This is a genomic window from Streptomyces sp. SD31 (assembly GCF_052068475.1).
GTDB lineage: Bacteria > Actinomycetota > Actinomycetes > Streptomycetales > Streptomycetaceae > Streptomyces.
The window spans coordinates 70,315-85,630 of the sequence record NZ_JBQHCX010000018.1; the positions used below are offsets into that span (position 1 = coordinate 70,315).

At 70.5% G+C, this 15,316-nt stretch carries 15 protein-coding genes and 1 pseudogene; 13 read left to right on the forward strand and 3 right to left on the reverse strand.

Features of this window, described 5'->3' with window-relative positions:
* Window positions 1–62 precede the first annotated feature (62 nt).
* From ACTMVF_RS32890 to ACTMVF_RS32900, 3 genes and pseudogenes are all read left to right on the forward strand, one after another.
* Window positions 63–1,520, forward strand: a complete 1,458-nt coding sequence (locus ACTMVF_RS32890) for a menaquinone biosynthesis decarboxylase (RefSeq protein WP_441274734.1) — start codon at window positions 63–65, stop codon at window positions 1,518–1,520.
* A complete protein-coding gene (gene mqnP, locus ACTMVF_RS32895; protein WP_441274735.1) occupies window positions 1,517–2,419 on the forward strand; it encodes a menaquinone biosynthesis prenyltransferase MqnP in 903 nt (300 codons plus the stop codon). Before ACTMVF_RS32890 ends, mqnP begins: the two co-directional genes overlap by 4 nt.
* Window positions 2,420–2,421: 2 nt before the next feature.
* Window positions 2,422–2,868, forward strand: a pseudogene (locus ACTMVF_RS32900) (Uma2 family endonuclease); the annotation flags it as partial.
* Here ACTMVF_RS32900 and ACTMVF_RS32905 read toward each other — a convergent pair.
* Window positions 2,846–3,487 carry a rhomboid family intramembrane serine protease gene (locus tag ACTMVF_RS32905; protein ID WP_441274736.1) on the reverse strand — a complete coding sequence of 214 codons (642 nt, stop codon included), beginning with the start codon at window positions 3,485–3,487 and terminating at the stop codon, window positions 2,846–2,848. The pseudogene ACTMVF_RS32900 and the gene ACTMVF_RS32905 sit on opposite strands and share 23 nt — an antisense overlap.
* 91 nt (window positions 3,488–3,578) lie before the next feature.
* Between ACTMVF_RS32905 and ACTMVF_RS32910 the strand changes: the two genes are divergently transcribed.
* The 9 genes from ACTMVF_RS32910 (at window position 3,579) to ACTMVF_RS32950 (ending at window position 11,560) form a co-directional block, all read left to right on the forward strand.
* The gene (locus ACTMVF_RS32910) at window positions 3,579–4,253 is read left to right on the forward strand and encodes a UbiX family flavin prenyltransferase (protein ID WP_441274737.1); all 675 of its coding nucleotides are present in this window, start codon (window positions 3,579–3,581) and stop codon (window positions 4,251–4,253) included.
* A gap of 68 nt (window positions 4,254–4,321) precedes the next feature.
* On the forward strand, window positions 4,322–4,783 hold the full coding sequence (locus ACTMVF_RS32915) for an Lrp/AsnC family transcriptional regulator (RefSeq protein WP_441274738.1): 462 nt from the start codon (window positions 4,322–4,324) through the stop codon (window positions 4,781–4,783).
* Between the two features lie 74 nt (window positions 4,784–4,857).
* Window positions 4,858–6,021 carry an aminofutalosine synthase MqnE gene (gene mqnE, locus ACTMVF_RS32920; protein ID WP_441274739.1) on the forward strand — a complete coding sequence of 388 codons (1,164 nt, stop codon included), beginning with the start codon at window positions 4,858–4,860 and terminating at the stop codon, window positions 6,019–6,021.
* 33 nt (window positions 6,022–6,054) lie between these two features.
* Complete coding sequence (locus ACTMVF_RS32925; RefSeq protein ID WP_441274740.1) at window positions 6,055–6,714, forward strand: UdgX family uracil-DNA binding protein; 660 nt, start codon at window positions 6,055–6,057, stop codon at window positions 6,712–6,714.
* 16 nt (window positions 6,715–6,730) lie between these two features.
* Window positions 6,731–7,255, forward strand: a complete 525-nt coding sequence (locus tag ACTMVF_RS32930) for an N-acetyltransferase family protein (RefSeq protein WP_441274741.1) — start codon at window positions 6,731–6,733, stop codon at window positions 7,253–7,255.
* A 98-nt stretch (window positions 7,256–7,353) separates the two neighbouring features.
* Complete coding sequence (locus tag ACTMVF_RS32935; protein ID WP_441274742.1) at window positions 7,354–7,668, forward strand: DUF4229 domain-containing protein; 315 nt, start codon at window positions 7,354–7,356, stop codon at window positions 7,666–7,668.
* A gap of 187 nt (window positions 7,669–7,855) precedes the next feature.
* The gene (locus ACTMVF_RS32940; protein ID WP_441274743.1) at window positions 7,856–9,505 is read left to right on the forward strand and encodes an SPFH domain-containing protein; all 1,650 of its coding nucleotides are present in this window, start codon (window positions 7,856–7,858) and stop codon (window positions 9,503–9,505) included.
* The gene (locus ACTMVF_RS32945; protein WP_441274744.1) at window positions 9,502–10,842 is read left to right on the forward strand and encodes an SPFH domain-containing protein; all 1,341 of its coding nucleotides are present in this window, start codon (window positions 9,502–9,504) and stop codon (window positions 10,840–10,842) included. Before ACTMVF_RS32940 ends, ACTMVF_RS32945 begins: the two co-directional genes overlap by 4 nt.
* Window positions 10,843–10,897: 55 nt before the next feature.
* Window positions 10,898–11,560, forward strand: coding sequence for a TetR/AcrR family transcriptional regulator (locus ACTMVF_RS32950; protein ID WP_441274745.1), 663 nt, complete (start codon window positions 10,898–10,900; stop codon window positions 11,558–11,560).
* Between the two features lie 4 nt (window positions 11,561–11,564).
* Here ACTMVF_RS32950 and ACTMVF_RS32955 read toward each other — a convergent pair whose 3' ends face one another.
* Both ACTMVF_RS32955 and ACTMVF_RS32960 read right to left on the reverse strand, forming a co-directional pair.
* Window positions 11,565–12,422, reverse strand: coding sequence for a MaoC family dehydratase (locus tag ACTMVF_RS32955; RefSeq protein ID WP_441274746.1), 858 nt, complete (start codon window positions 12,420–12,422; stop codon window positions 11,565–11,567).
* Window positions 12,422–13,741 carry a 3-oxoacyl-ACP reductase gene (locus tag ACTMVF_RS32960; RefSeq protein ID WP_441274747.1) on the reverse strand — a complete coding sequence of 440 codons (1,320 nt, stop codon included), beginning with the start codon at window positions 13,739–13,741 and terminating at the stop codon, window positions 12,422–12,424. Before ACTMVF_RS32960 ends, ACTMVF_RS32955 begins: the two co-directional genes overlap by 1 nt.
* Window positions 13,742–13,828: 87 nt before the next feature.
* On the opposite strand from ACTMVF_RS32960, the gene ACTMVF_RS32965 reads away from it, so the two are divergent.
* Window positions 13,829–15,115, forward strand: a complete 1,287-nt coding sequence (locus tag ACTMVF_RS32965) for an acetyl-CoA C-acetyltransferase (protein ID WP_441274748.1) — start codon at window positions 13,829–13,831, stop codon at window positions 15,113–15,115.
* Window positions 15,116–15,316: the final 201 nt, after the last annotated feature.

Here is a 15,316-nt window from a genome sequence, read left to right on the forward strand (position 1 = left end):
GGGACCGGGGGCGAGGCCCCCGGGTTCAGGGTCAGGGTAGCCGCTCGGGGATACTTGACCCCATGGCTTACGACGATCTTCGTTCCCTGCTCAGGGCGCTGGAGCGCGAAGGCGACCTCAAGCGCGTCAAGGCTGAGGTCGATCCGTATCTGGAGGTCGGGGAGATCGTCGACCGCGTGCAGAAGTCCGGCGGTCCCGCGCTGCTCTTCGAGAACGTGAAGGGGTCGTCGATGCCCCTCGCGATGAACGTCTTCGGGACCGACCGGAGGCTGCTGAAGGCGCTGGGCCTGAAGTCGTACGGCGACATCTCCGACAAGATCGGCGGACTGCTCAAGCCCGAGCTGCCGCACGGGTTCGTCGGGGTACGCGAGGCCTTCGGGAAGCTCGGCGCCATGGCGCACGTCCCGCCGAAGAAGGTGAAGTCGGACAGCGCGCCGGTGCAGGAGGTCGTGCTGCACGGTGACGAGGTGGATCTGGACCGTCTCCCGGCCCTGTTCACCTGGCCCAAGGACGGCGGCTCCTTCTTCAACCTGGGGCTCACGCACACCAAGGACCCGGAGTCCGGCGTACGGAATCTGGGGCTGTACCGCCTCCAGCGCCACGACAAGCGCACCATCGGCATGCACTGGCAGATCCACAAGGACAGCCGGAACCACTACCAGGTGGCGGCGCGGAGGGGAGAGCGGCTGCCCGTCGCCATCGCCTTCGGGTGCCCGCCCGCCGTGACGTACGCCTCCACCGCGCCGCTCCCCGGTGACATCGACGAGTACCTGTTCGCGGGGTTCGTCGCGGGCAAGCGGATCGAGATGGTGGACTGCAAGACGGTGCCGTTGCAGGTGCCGGCGCAGGCAGAGGTCGTGCTGGAGGGGTGGCTGGAGCCCGGCGAGATGCTGCCGGAAGGTCCCTTCGGTGACCACACCGGTTTCTACACGCCGCAGGAGCCCTTCCCCGCGCTGAGGATCGACTGCGTGACGATGCGGCGGCGGCCGCTGCTCCAGTCGATCGTCGTGGGCCGGCCCCCGACCGAGGACGGTCCCCTGGGGCGGGCGACGGAACGCTTCTTCCTCCCCCTGCTGAAGATCATCGTCCCGGACATCGTGGACTACCACCTGCCGGAAGCCGGCGGTTTCCACAACTGCGCGATCGTGTCGATCGACAAGAAGTACCCCAAGCACGCGCAGAAGACGATGCACGCGATCTGGGGCGCCCACATGATGTCCCTGACCAAGCTGATCGTGGTCGTCGACTCCGACTGCGACGTCCACGACCTGCACGAGGTCGCCTGGCGGGCGCTCGGCAACACCGACTACGCCCGTGACCTCACGGTCGTCGAAGGCCCCGTCGACCACCTCGACCACGCCTCCTACCAGCAGTTCTGGGGCGGCAAGGCGGGCATCGACGCGACAAAGAAGTGGCCCGAGGAGGGCTACACCCGCGACGGCGGCTGGCCCGACATGGTGGAGTCGGATCCGGATACGGCGGCGAAGGTCGACCGCCGCTGGAAGGAGTACGGCCTGTGAGCAGCGCCTCCGCCGCGATTCCGCAGCCAGGACGCACGAAGGCGTTCCTCCGCCTCGTCATGATCGAGCACTCGGTGTTCGCGCTGCCCTTCGCGTACATCGCCGCGCTCACCGCGATGTTCCAGCTGGACAAGAACATCCACTGGGGCCGGCTGCTCCTGGTGACCATCTGCATGGTCGGCCTGCGTACCTTCGCGATGGCCGTGAACCGGATCATCGACCGCGAGATCGACGCACGGAACCCGCGCACCGCCCATCGCGAGCTGGTGACCGGCGCGATGTCGGTCCGCCACGCCTGGACGGGCGCCCTCATCGCCCTGGTGATCTTCCTGGGCTCGGCGGCCCTGCTGAACCCTCTGTGCCTGGCCCTGGCCCCCATCGCTGTGATCCCGATGGTGGTCTACCCCTACGGCAAACGGTTCACCAACTTCCCCCAGGCCATCCTGGGTCTCGCCCAGGCGATGGGCCCGGTCGGCGGCTGGCTGGCCGTCACCGGCTCCTGGTCCTGGGACGCCGTGATCCTCGGCCTGGCGGTGGGCATCTGGATCGGCGGCTTCGACCTGATCTACGCCTGCCAGGACGTCGACACCGACCGCGAGATCGGCGTCATGTCGGTGCCGGCCCGCTTCGGCATCCCGGCGGCGATCTGGGGCGCGCGGGTCTGCCATGCGATCACGACGGCCCTGTTCGTCTGGTACGCGCTCGCCACGGACGCGGGCGCGTTCTTCTGGCTGGGCCTGCTGATCGTGGCCGGCGCGTTCGTGTACGAGCACTCGATCGTGCGGCCGCATGACCTGTCTCGGGTCAACCGGGCGTTCTTCAGCGTCAATGGGTTCATCGGGATTGCCCTGTTCGTGTGCGCGCTGCTTGACCTCTTGGTTCGGGGTCTGACCGTGTAAGGAAGACGATCCTGAGGGTGTCGGCGAACATCGAGGGGCAACTTCCGCCGGAGTGGGAGCTGGTGAGCGATGTGGCGTTCCCCTTCGACGATGCCACCGAGTTCTGCCCGGACATCGCCGTCATCCCCGCTGAGGCGGAGGCCGAGAACCGCAGCTCCTACCCCGCCGATCTGATCGAGTTCGTGGCCGAAGTGGTGTCGCCGGAGAGTGTCCGCCGTGACTACGAGGTCAAGCCCCGCTGGTACGCCGCGCGCGGCATCGCCAACTACTTGATCTTCGACCCGCTGAAGGGCCACTGCGTCACGATGTGGAACCCCGGCCCCGACGGCTACCGAGGCCGCGACACCATCCCTTACGGTCCCGACGTCACCGTCGACTCCCCGCTCGGCAAGCTGACCGTCCCCACCGCCGGCCTCCCCGTCGACCCTAAAGCGCGCCCCCGGCCCTGAGCGCCGCCCCGCCCGCCCGGCGGCGCAGCACGAACGCCGCCGCCACCCCCGCCACCAGCCCCACTAGATGGCCCTGCCAGCTGACGCCGGACTGGGTCGGGGCGAGGCCCGCCAGTATGGAGCCGCCCCAGACCGCGGCGACCAGCAGGCCGACCAGGACGCCGAGCGGGCGGCGCTCGACGAAGCCGGTGACCACGAGGAAGCCGAAGAGGCCGAAGATCAGGCCGGAGGCGCCCGCGGTGTTGGTGCCGGGCGGGGATATCAGCCACACGCCGAGACCGTCGGCGACGACGATCAGGGCGCAGACGGCGGCGAACCGGCGTATGCCGCCGAGGGCGGCCAGGAACCCGAGGACCAGCAGCGGCACGCTGTTCGCGGCGACGTGGGCGAAGCCGAAGTGGATGAAGGAGGCCGGGACGACGTCCACCAGCTCGGACGGGGTGCGCGGGACGATGCCGAAGCCGTCCAGGGCGTGCCCGCTGATCACGTCGGCCACTTCCAGCAGCCACAGCAGCGCCACCCAGCCCAGCATCAGCTTGGCCGCCGCCCTCGCACGGTCGCCCCGCGACCACTCGCGCCGCGCACCCCATGTACCCGACACACCCGACGTACCCGCCATGGCAACCCCACCGCCCAACTCGTCCCCCCTGGGGAACGCCTGGCCCCCCTTGGTCGGTTCCCACCCCGTACGGCCGGATAGGCTCGGTGTCGTGAACCCAGTCAAGCCAGGAGAGACGGCGCGAACGCCTTGGATCGTAGGGGTGTCCGGCGCTTCCGGCACCCCATACGCCGCCGCGGTGCTGCGCGCGCTCCTCGCCGCGGGGGAGAGCGTCGACCTGGTCGTCAGCCGGGCGTCGCGGCTGACGCTGCTCGACGAGACGGGGATCTCGTTCCGAGACGCCCACTGGGAGGCCGACCTGCGGGAATGGCTGTCCCGCGGGGCCGACGGCAAGCCCGGGTCCTTCCAGGTCGACATCGCCGGCGTACGGCACTGGAGCGCGGGGGACCTCGCGGCCGGGCCGTCGTCCGGGTCGTACCCCGTCAAGGGCATGCTGATCGTGCCCGCATCGACGGCCTGTGTCGCGGGAGTCGCCCTCGGGCTGTCCAAGGATCTCCTCCAGCGGGCGGCGAGCGTCACTCTCAAGGAACGCCGCAAGCTGGTCGTGGCCGTGCGGGAAACCCCGTTGAACGGCCAGACCCTCCGGCATCTCGTCGCGCTGGACGACGCCGGAGCGAGTGTCGTACCGGCCTCTCCGGGCTTCTACGCGGGCGCGACCCACATCCAGGACCTCGTGGACTTCGTCGCCGGACGCGTGCTGGACGCGGCGGGCGTGGAGCACGGTCTGTACCGGCGGTGGAACGGCGAGCTGGGAAACGGCACTTAGAGCAAGTCGCGCACGTGGCAGTACCTCTCATCACTTCTGGAACTCTTCAGCGGAAGGCTTCGAATCGCATGGACGCGGTGGACAGGCAGCTCATCCAGGCCCTGAGGGAGAACGGCCGGGCCTCCTACGCGGAGCTGGGACGCCTCGTCGGCCTGTCGGGACCCAGCGTCACCGACCGCATCAACCGGCTGGAGGCGGCCGGTGTCATCACCGGCTACCGCGCCACCGTCGACGCCGCCTCGCTCGGCCTCGGCGTCACCGCCCTGATCGGCATCTCGCTCTCCGACGCCACCGACCACGAGGACGTGGCGGACCGCCTGCGGGACCTGGGCGAGATCGAGGACTGCTGGTTCATCGCGGGCGACGACTCCTACATGCTCAAGGTGCGCGCGGCCGACGTGGACGGCCTGGAGAAGATCATCCGCCGGCTCAGCGGCACCGTGGGCGTCTCCCGGACCCGTACGACGATCGTGCTCTCCACCAAATGGGAGAACCGGGTGGGTGAGCTGCCGGAGGAAGCGGGCGCGTAGCGCCGTATGGGGGTCCACCTGCCCGAAAGGTGGGGGAGTACGGTTGACGAAGTCTGTCTGAGAGAGGTGCACGCATGGACGTCGGGCTCAAGCGCGAGCTGGAGGAGAAGGTCCGCTCCGGTGAGCGGCTGTCCCGTGAGGACGGCATCGCGCTGTACGAGTCGGACGACCTGGCATGGCTCGGCGGCCTCGCGCACGAGGTGCGCACGCGCAAGAACGGCGACGTCGTCCACTTCAACGTCAACCGTCACCTCAACATGACCAACGTCTGTACGGCCTCCTGCGCGTACTGCTCCTTCCAGCGCAAGCCGGGGGAGAAGGACGCGTACACGATGCGCATCGAGGAGGCCGTCAAGCTCGCCAAGGCGATGGAGTCGGAGAACCTCACCGAGCTCCACATCGTCAACGGGCTCCACCCGAACCTCCCGTGGCGCTACTACCCGCGTTCGCTGCGCGAGCTGAAGGCCGCCCTGCCGAACGTCTCGCTGAAGGCCTTCACGGCCACGGAGATCCACCACTTCGAGACGATCAGCGGTCTGTCGGCCTCCGAGATCCTCGACGAGCTGATCGACGCCGGGCTGGAGTCCCTCACCGGCGGCGGCGCCGAGATCTTCGACTGGGAGGTCCGGCAGCACATCGTGGACCACCGGACCCACTGGGAGGACTGGTCCCGCATCCACCGCCTGGCGCACGAGAAGGGTCTGAAGACCCCGTGCACCATGCTGTACGGCCACATCGAGGAGCCCCGCCACCGCGTCGACCACGTCCTGCGCCTGCGCGAGCTGCAGGACGAGACGAACGGCTTCCAGGTCTTCATCCCGCTGCGCTACCAGCACGACTTCGTCGACATGAAGGACGGCAAGGTACGCAACCGCCTCCAGGCCAGGACCCAGATGGCGACCGGCGCCGAGGCCCTGAAGACGTTCGCGGTGTCGCGGCTGCTCTTCGACAACGTCCCGCACGTCAAGGTCTTCTGGGTCATGCACGGCGTCCAGACCGCGCAGCTGGCCCTGCAGCACGGCGCCGACGACATGGACGGCTCGGTCGTCGAGTACAAGATCACGCATGACGCCGACAACTACGGCACCCCGAACAAGCTGACCCGCGAGGACCTGCTGGACCTGATCCGGGACGCGGGCTTCCGTCCGGTGGAGCGGAACACGCGGTACGAGGTCATTCGGGAGTACGACGGCCCGGACCCGCTGCGTCGCGAGTCCCCCCAGCCGATGCGGGTGTGATTCCAGGGGGCGGGGCCGTGGTACTCGTCCGCCATGGTGAGCACGAAGGCACCCGAGGACGCCTACACCGCTGAACCTTTCGTCCCTGACCGTGGCGGTCTCCCCGCCCTTCGCCGTGCGGCCGCCGACTGCCGTGGCTGCCCCCTGCACCGGGACGCCACGCAGACCGTGTTCGGCGCCGGGACGGCACACGCGCGCGTGATGCTCGTCGGCGAACAACCCGGCGACCAGGAGGACCGCCAGGGCAAGCCGTTCGTCGGCCCCGCCGGCCGCCTCCTGGACCGCGCGTTGGAAGAGGCCGGTATCGACCCCGCCGAGGCTTACGTCACCAACGCCGTCAAGCACTTCAAGTTCACGCAGGCCGAACCCCGCAAGCGCCGTATCCACAAGGCACCGACCCTGCGCGAGATGACCGCGTGCGGGCCTTGGCTGGCCGCCGAACTGGCCGTCGTGGAGCCCGAGCTGATCGTGCTCCTCGGCGCGAGCGCGGGCAAGGCGCTGCTCGGGTCGTCGTTCCGGGTCGGCGAGGTGCGCGGGGCACTGCTGGAGCGGGAGATCCACGGCCGGCAGGAGAAGCTGGTGGCGACGGTGCATCCGTCGTCGGTGCTGCGGGCCCAGGACGACGCGGACCGGAAGGCGGCGTACGAGGGGCTGGTCTCGGACCTGAAGGTGGCGGCGCGGGCGCTGTCGTAATGGTTACGATGGCTCGGTGTCCCTTACCTTCACTCTCGATCCCGCCGTCACTCCCGACCTGCGCGACGGCATCCTCGACCTGTGGACCGACGTCACTGACGCGGGCGGAGCCGTCGGCTTCGTGCCGCCTGTGACGCGGGAGGCGATCCGGCCGGAGATGATGCGGTACCTCGTCCAGATGGCGGAGGGGCGCACCCGGCTGCTGGTCGGGCACGACGACGTGGGCGAGGTGGCCGCCACGGCCTTCCTCACCTTCAACACGCACCGGCTGATGACGCACTGGGCATGGCTGTACACGGTGATGGTGCACCCCCGGCACCAGGGCAAGGGCTACGGCCGCGACCTGCTGGCGGCCGCCGAGCAGGCCGCCCGCGGCATCGACGGCATCGAGGCGCTCCGGCTCACCTGCCGCGGCGGCCTCGGCCTGGAACGCTTCTACGGCTCCTGCGGCTACAAGGAGGTCGGCCGGGTGCCGGGCGCCATCCGCGTCGGGCCGGGCGACGACCGCGACGACGTGATCATGCTGCTGCCGCTCACCTGACCCACTGCCGACCGCCCTGCCGACCCCCCTGCAAGATCGGTGGTCCCGCATGCTTCACTGGACACTGGCCCTTTTTGGAATCGGAAGAGTGGATTGAGATGCTCCGCTACACACTGATGCGCCTCGGAATCTTCGTGGGCTGCCTCGTGGTCGTCTGGGGTCTCGTCTACTCCGGCCTCGCCCCGCGCGGGCTCGGCGACTCCAACGGCATGTGGATCATCCTCCTCGCCCTGCTGATCTCGGCGCCCATCAGCTTCGTCGCCCTGCGCAAGGAGCGCGACCGCGCCTCCGTGCGGATCGTCCAGAAGGTCGACCGTGTGAAGGCCAACCTGGAGGCCAACCGCAGCCAGGAGGACGACGTGGTCGACGAAGCGGCTCGGGCTCAGGGGCAGGCTTCCTCCCAGGCCTCGTAGGACCGCCCCGCCGTTCCCGCCGTACGAACGCGCCCCGACCCGGCAGTGATACCGATGGGTAACTGCACGGGTCGCCCCCTTACCCTTGGCCGGATCATGATGTGGGATGACTGGAACCACATCGGGGTGACCGGTGTATCAGCAATAGGACCCGCATCCAACGGGCAACGGAACACAAGGGGGAACCGTGGCACGAGCGCGCGCCAAGCAGGGCGCACGACGCGTGGCCGAGGCCGTCGCATCCGGCACCGATCCGCGGACGGCCGCGCAGGAGGAACTGCAGCGGCAGATCGGCGGACGCGGGACACGGGCGGACGGCGGCGGGGGCTACGACGCGCAAGGCCAGGGCATCGACCCGGCCGACTTCCCGGCCGCCCGGGAACAGGGCGGCTCCACCGCCACCGTCATGCGGCAGAAGACCGTGCCGCTGGACGAGGCCGGGGAGGCGCTCGGCCGTAGCGAGCAGGTGCGCGAGGGCACCGAGATGGTGCACGCCATCTGCCCGATGGTGATCCCCAAGGGCCGCTCGATCTTCTCCATGCTGCCGGTGCTGACGCTGCTCGTGCTGGGCGCGGTGGGTGCGGCAATCGTGGGGGCGGCAGGATCCGACGTCCTGACCAACCCGCTGTTCGGCGTGCACTACTGGGTCATCTCGCTGCTCGCCGTCGCCTTCGTGTGGTGGCGGCAGGGCATGGTCATGGTGCCGGACGGCTGCCAGGCGCTGATCACCCGGTTCGGCAAGCTGGAGAAGATCGTCGGACCCGGCCGGGTCGTGCTGCTGAGCCCGTGGAAGCGGGTGTCGTACATCGTCAACACCACCATCGAGTACCCGTTCAACGCGCCGGTGCGCGAGGCGCCGACGAAGGGTGGCGTGAAGGCGTCGATCGACCTGTTCATCCAGTTCCGGATCAGCGACCCCACCGAGTTCGTCTACACGCTGGGCGCGGTGCGCGGCTTCGAGGAGAAGCTGAGCAACGCGGTGAGCGAGACGATCCGCAGCCTCATCTACGAGCAGGAGGCCGCCGGTATCTACGACATGGTCGGTGAGGACACCGGCCGCCTGCTGGAGCAGCTCAACCAGCAGTTCCGCCCGGCCGTCGAGCTGACCAACGCCAACATCACCCACGCCGAGCCCTCCGATCAGCGCTACCGCATGGACCTGGCGGCGCCCGAGATGGTGCGGGTGGCCAAGGAGGCGTACACGCACGAGTACGCGCTCCAGCTCCGCAAGGAGCAGGACGAGGGCGACCTCACCCGGGAACTCGCCTCCAGCCTGGAGACGCTCTCCGCGATCCAGGCCGACATCGCCCAGTACCAGGCGCAGATGGACACCGCCGTCGAGCGCGAGACCAACCGCGCCGAGGCGCTCGCCCGGCAGCGCTACGTCCAGGCCGAGTCGGAGGCGAAGGCGAACGCGGCCCTCCTGGAGGCGCAAGCCCTCGACATCCGCGCGGTGACCGCGGCGGAGGCGCCGGAGATCCTGGAGTACCGCTACCAGCAGCAGGTGCTGGACACGCTGGAGCAGGTCGCCGACCACCTGCCGCGGCTGGTGCGCATCGGCGGCACGGCGGACGCGGGGATCGACTTCCTGGAGCTGGCCCGCGAGCTGATCGGCGAGCGCGGCACGGAACTGTTCACCGAGGAGGACACGGCCGCCGTACGGGCGCGTCTCGCCGAGGTGTCCGAGCGGATCGCCGCGCGCGAGGCGGAGATCGGCGCGCTGCTGGCCGCAGATCGGCCCACGGTGCCGCAGGCGCCCGACCAGCCCGACCAGCCCGACCCCGAGTCGGCCCACAGCTCCGACAGCTCCGACGTCTCCGAGGAGGCCGCCCAGTGAGCACCGTCCGTTCCAACCGCCGGTCGGTCATCTCCGAGAAGGTCGCCCCCTGGAGCGACATCGCGCGGCTCCTGCGCGGCGGCGAGGCCGACACCCTGATCCCGGTCATCATCCCCCGTCACCGGCGCCGCCTGTGGTGGATGCTGCCGCTGTGGCTCGGCGTCTACGCCCTGCTCATGGGCGTGATGCTGACGCTGGGGGAGGCGGACTCCGAGTCGGCCGCCGGGGACTTCGCCTACGGCACCCTCGCCACCCTCTCCTACGTCGGCGGCGTCGTGCTGCTGCTGATCGGCGCGCTGTGGTGGTGGCGCTCCTCGATCGTCGAGATCGAGCAGGGCACCAACGGCGTGCTGACCCGCTACGGCGCGGTCGTGCGCACCCTGGACGCCGGCCGCCACTATCTGTGGCACCCGTGGTCGCGGGTGGACTTCGTCGTCGACGTGGCCACAGAGATCCCGTACTCCGCGCCGGTGATGGCCTGCCCGACGCAGGAGAACGTCCCTCTCCGCTCCATCGAGTTCTTCCTGAAGTTCCGCATCACCGACGCCGTGCTGTTCGTCCGCACCATCGGCGCGGGCAACTTCGACCTGGTGCTCTCCAGCGCCGTACAGGACGCGATCCGGCAGCGGGCACGCAAGATGCGCACCGAGCGCGCCTACGACCTGCGCGGCTCGGACGTGGCCGACATGCAGGAACTGCTCAACCGTCAGCTGTCCGGCTACGGCGTGCGCATCACCGGCTCCAACATCCCGGACGTCCAGCTGCCGACGCAGTACCAGCAGCACCTCGCCACCCGGGAGCGGGTCGCCAAGGAGCGCACCGCTTACGAGCAGGAGTGGGGCCTGATCCGCAAGCGCCGGATCGACCAGCTGGGCATGGACATCGAGCGCGCCAAGAAGGTGCGGGACGCCCGGATCGTCGAGGTCAGGGCCGCGCTGAACCGGGCCCGCGAAGAGGTCGCCCAGCTGCTCGAACAGCAGGAGACCAACGCCCAGCGCGTGCGGTTCGAGATCGAGACGCGGGGCCGCAGCGGCCTGATCGCCGCCGAGAACGAGGCCCGCGCCCAGCGCGCCCTCGCCACCGCCTACCGCGACAACCGCGCCGTCCTGCAGTACGAACTGGCCCGTCGCCGCCTGGAGGTGGGCGCGAAGCTCGCCGGCAAGGCCCCGCAGCCGGTGGTGGTACGGACCGACGGCACGAGCGCCGACACCTCGGCCCTGACCACCCTCCTCACCGCGCAGCTGCTGCCCCGGCTGACGGCTCAGCCGTCGGTCGACGCGCGGCAGTGGGCCCATCAGTTGGCGCGCTTCGAGGACGACGGAAGCGGCGAGGAGTAGGACAGCGTGGCCGCGGGCCGGGTGGGATCTCCCTTCCGGCCCGTAGGCTGACGGCATGGGTGCCGTGAAGACCAAGCGGATGCCGCGGGCCGTCCGTGAACAGCAGATGCTGGACGCCGCTGTGCGGACCTTCGGCCAACGGGGGTACATGGCCGCGTCGATGGACGAGATCGCCGAACTCGCGGGCGTCTCCAAGCCGTTGGTGTACCTGTACCTCAACTCGAAGGAGGACCTTTTCACCGCCTGCATACGGCGGGAGGCGGCCGCGCTCACCGAGGCCGTCCGTGCGGGCGTCCGGCGCGACGCGCCCGCCGACCGCCAACTCTGGGAAGGGCTCGGCGCGTTCTTCACGCACACCGCGCAGAACCCGGACGGCTGGTCCGTCCTGCACCTGCAGGCCCGCACCCATGGCGAGCCCTTCGCCGCCGAGGTCGCCGCGATGCGCGCGGAGATCGTCGCGTTCGTCACGCAGCTGATCCTCGCGGCGGCTCGGGAGGCCCATCGCGACCCCGACCTCCCCGAGAGCGAGGTCGCCGGTCTCGCCGAAGCCCTGGTGGGTGCCGCCGAGTCGCTGGCGGCCTGGGCCAACGCCACGCCGGGCGTGACGGCGAGACAGGCGGCGGCCACCTTGATGAACTTCGCGTGGGCGGGCCTCGGCAACCTCATGGACGGCCGGCCCTGGACGCCGCCGGACGCCCCTCACGAGGCGAGCGGATAGACCCTCACGAGGCGAGCGGGTAGACCTCGCCGGCCAGGTGGACGCGATCCCCACCGCCGCCCCGCAGCTCGAACCGCCCGCCCTCCGCCGCGTACGTCACCGTCCCCGGCAGCAGCACCGGCGCCTTGAACTCCGCCCGTACCAGCACCGCCTCCGGTGTGCCGTGCGCGGCGAGGCAGCGGGCCACCGTCCACATGCCGTGCGCGATGGCCCGGGGGAAGCCGAACAGGCGGGCGGTGAGGGGGTGGAGGTGGATGGGGTTCCGGTCGCCGGAGGCCGCACCGTAGCGGCGTCCGACATCGGCGGCTAGCCGCCATCCGGCGACGGCGGGCAGGGGTTTGTGCTCCTCCCGGACGTCCGTCACCGGCGATGCCGCCTGACGGCCGTCCGTGCGATGCCGGGCCAGATAGGTGCTCCGGGACTCCCACACGACCTGCTCGCCCGACCGCACCGAGGTGACCACGCTCGCCTCCGTGCCCCGCCGGTGGGGCGCCAACTCATCGACGTGCACGGCGAGTTCGTACTCTCCGGTGGCCGTCAGTGCCGTGTACCGGGTGATCTCGATCGACGTGTGGACGAGTCCCAGCAGCGGCAGCGGAAAGTCTCTGCCGCTCATCAGCCGCATGGCGAGCGGGAAGCCCAGCACATGGGGATACGTCAGTGGCAGCGAGTCGTCGCCGGTCGGGAAGCCGCACACCCGCTCGTACGCGGCGAGCCGCGTCAGGTCGATGCGCACACCGGGCAGTTCGAGCCGGGTGCGCGGGTAGTCGGCGTCCGGGCGGGGCCGCTTGAAGGGGGACAGGAGGGCGCCCCGCGCGAGGAGGGGGCCGAGCGCCGGGGAACTGGTCAGTGTGGTCTGCATCAGGCCCCCAGCAGGCTCTGGCCGCACACCCGGACGACCTGCCCGTTGACCGCGCCCGACGCCGGATCGGCCAGCCAGGCGGTCGTCTCGGCGACATCGATCGGCAGCCCGCCTTGCGCGAGTGAGTTCATGCGCCGGCCCGCCTCGCGGATGAACAGGGGAATCGCGGCGGTCATCTTCGTCTCGATGAAGCCGGGCGCCACCGCGTTGACCGTCACCCCGTGCTCGGCGAGTGCGCGCGGCGCGAGGGAGCGGACCAGACCGACGATCCCCGCCTTGCTCGCCCCGTAGTTGGTCTGCCCGGCGTTCCCCGCCAGCCCCGCGATCGACGCGGTCGCCACGATCCGGCCGCCCCGCTTGAGCGTCCCGCTCGCCAGCAGCGCGTCCGTCGTGCGCAGCACGCTCGCGAGATTGACGTCGAGCACCGAACTCCAGCGCTCGGCGGGCATGTTGACCAGTCGGCGGTCGCGCGTGATGCCGGCGTTGTGGACCAGGACGTCCAGCCCGTCGGGCAGCGCGGCCGCGATGCGCTCGCCCGCGTCGGGGGCGGTGATGTCGAGCGCGAGGGCGGAGCCGCCGAGCCGTTCGGCCACCCGCCGCGCGTCCTGTTCGGCCTGCGGGACGTCGAGTACGACGACCCGGGCGCCGTCCCTGGCCAGCGTCTCGGCGACCGCCTCGCCGATGCCGCGCGCGCCGCCGGTGACGAGGGCGGTGCGGCCGGTGAGGGGGCGGTCGGGGTCGGCGGGCGCCGCGCTCTCGTCGTGGGCACCCACCTCGATCACCTGGCCGCTGACGTACGCCGACTTGGGGGAGAGGAGGAAACGCAGGGTCGACTCGGCGGCACGCGCGTCCGCCAGCCGTACGAGATTCACCGTCCGGCCCCGCCCGATCTCCTTGCCGAGGGAGCGTGTGAAACCCTCCAGGGCCTGCTGGGTGGCCGCCTGGTGATGGTCGGCGGGGTCCAGGAAGGCGCCGAGCACCACGACCCGGCCGCTCTCGGTGACCGATCGCACCACGGGGTGCAGGGCCGCGTGCACCTCGGCGAGCGTCTCGACGTCCCGCACCCCTGTGGCGTCCAGGACGACTGCGGCGGGCTTCTCGGTGGAACCCGTCAGCGCGAGGCCCGTGCCGGTCAGGCCGAGGCTCGTATCCGTCAGGTCGAGGGCCGACTTGCCGGCGGTGAGCAGGAGCTGGTCGCCCTGCAACCCGGGCCGCTCCGGTGACCAGCGTTTCAGCGGTGCGGGCTGCGGCAACCCGAGCCGGCGGGTGAGGAAGCGGCCGGGCGCGGTGCCGGTGAAGCTCAGATAGCGGTCGGCCATGTCAGTCCCACTCCCAGTGCGCTCCGTACTGACTCCGGAGTAAGGTTACCCGAGGTAAGGCATGGCAGGCGTGAGGAGTGGGTGGAGATGAGCCCCGTGAAACCACCAGCGGTCCGGCGCGTCGCGATCATCGGCGGCACCCGCATCCCGTTCGCCCGCTCCGACGGCCCGTACGCCACCGCCTCCAACCAGGACATGCTCACGGCCGTGGTCGACGGCCTGACCGTGCGGTACCGGCTCGGCGATCCGGGCGCGGTCGGCGAGGTGGTCGCCGGGGCCGTCCTCAAGCACAGCCGGGACTTCAATCTCGCCCGCGAGACCGTCCTCGGCTCGAAGCTGGACCCGCGCACACCCGCGTACGACATCCAGCAGGCCTGCGGCACGGGCCTGCAGGCCGTCATCGCCGCCGCCAACAAGATCGCGCTCGGCCAGACCGAGTCGGCGATCGCGGGCGGCGCGGACACGGCCAGCGACGCACCCCTCGGTGTCAACGACGAGCTGCGCCGCATCCTGCTGGCGGCACGGCGGGCCAAGTCGCCGGGCGGGCGACTCAAGGCGCTGGCGGGCGTACGGCCGTCCCACCTGATCCCCGACATCCCGCGCAACGCCGAGCCCCGCACGCACCTCTCCATGGGCGAGCACGCCGCCGTCACCGCCCGAGCCTGGGGAATCTCCCGCGAGGCCCAGGACGAGCTGGCGGCGACGAGTCACCAGCGGCTGGCGGCGGCGTACGAACGTGGCTTCTTCCAGGACCTGGTCGTGCCCTTCCGGGGGCTGGACCGTGACCAGAACATGCGGCCCGGTTCAACGCCGGAGAAACTCGCCGCGCTCAAGCCGGTGTTCGGCCTCGACAGGCCCGATCCGACCATGACGGCGGGCAATTCGACGCCGCTCACGGACGGGGCGGCGGTGGTGCTGCTGGCGAGCGAGGAGTGGGCGCAGGCGCGGGGGCTGGAACCCCTGGCGTACCTCACCGCGTACGAGACGGCGGCCGTGGACTTCGTACGGGGCGATGTCGCGGGCGGTGAGGACGGACTGCTGATGGCACCGGCGTACGGGGTCCCCCGCATGCTGGAGCGGGCCGGACTCACCCTCACCGACTTCGACTTCGTCGAGATCCATGAGGCCTTCGCCTCCCAGGTGCTGGCCACACTGGCGGCGTGGGAGAAGCGCGGGCTCGCCCCCGTGGACCGTGCCCGGCTGAACGTGGCGGGCTCGTCCCTGGCCACCGGGCACCCCTTCGCCGCGACCGGTGCGCGGATCGTGGCGACGCTGGGCAAGTTGCTGGCGGAGAAGGGCGGTTCGGGTCGCGGACTGATCTCGGTCTGCGCGGCGGGCGGGCAGGGCGTGACGGCTGTCCTGGAGCGAAGGTAAGGGAAGGGAGACGAAGCTGAGGGTCCCTCACATAACCCCCGACGTTGCACATTCCCGGCCCGGGACCACCCCCGAACCCGCACAACCCCCACACGCGGGCCCCGTACGATCGCCTGCCTAACCAGCGGTAACCCTTTCCGCAGGCCTCGGCAGGTGAACGCCACGGTGCGCGAGGCACGTACGTCATGCAGCAAGCAGTTT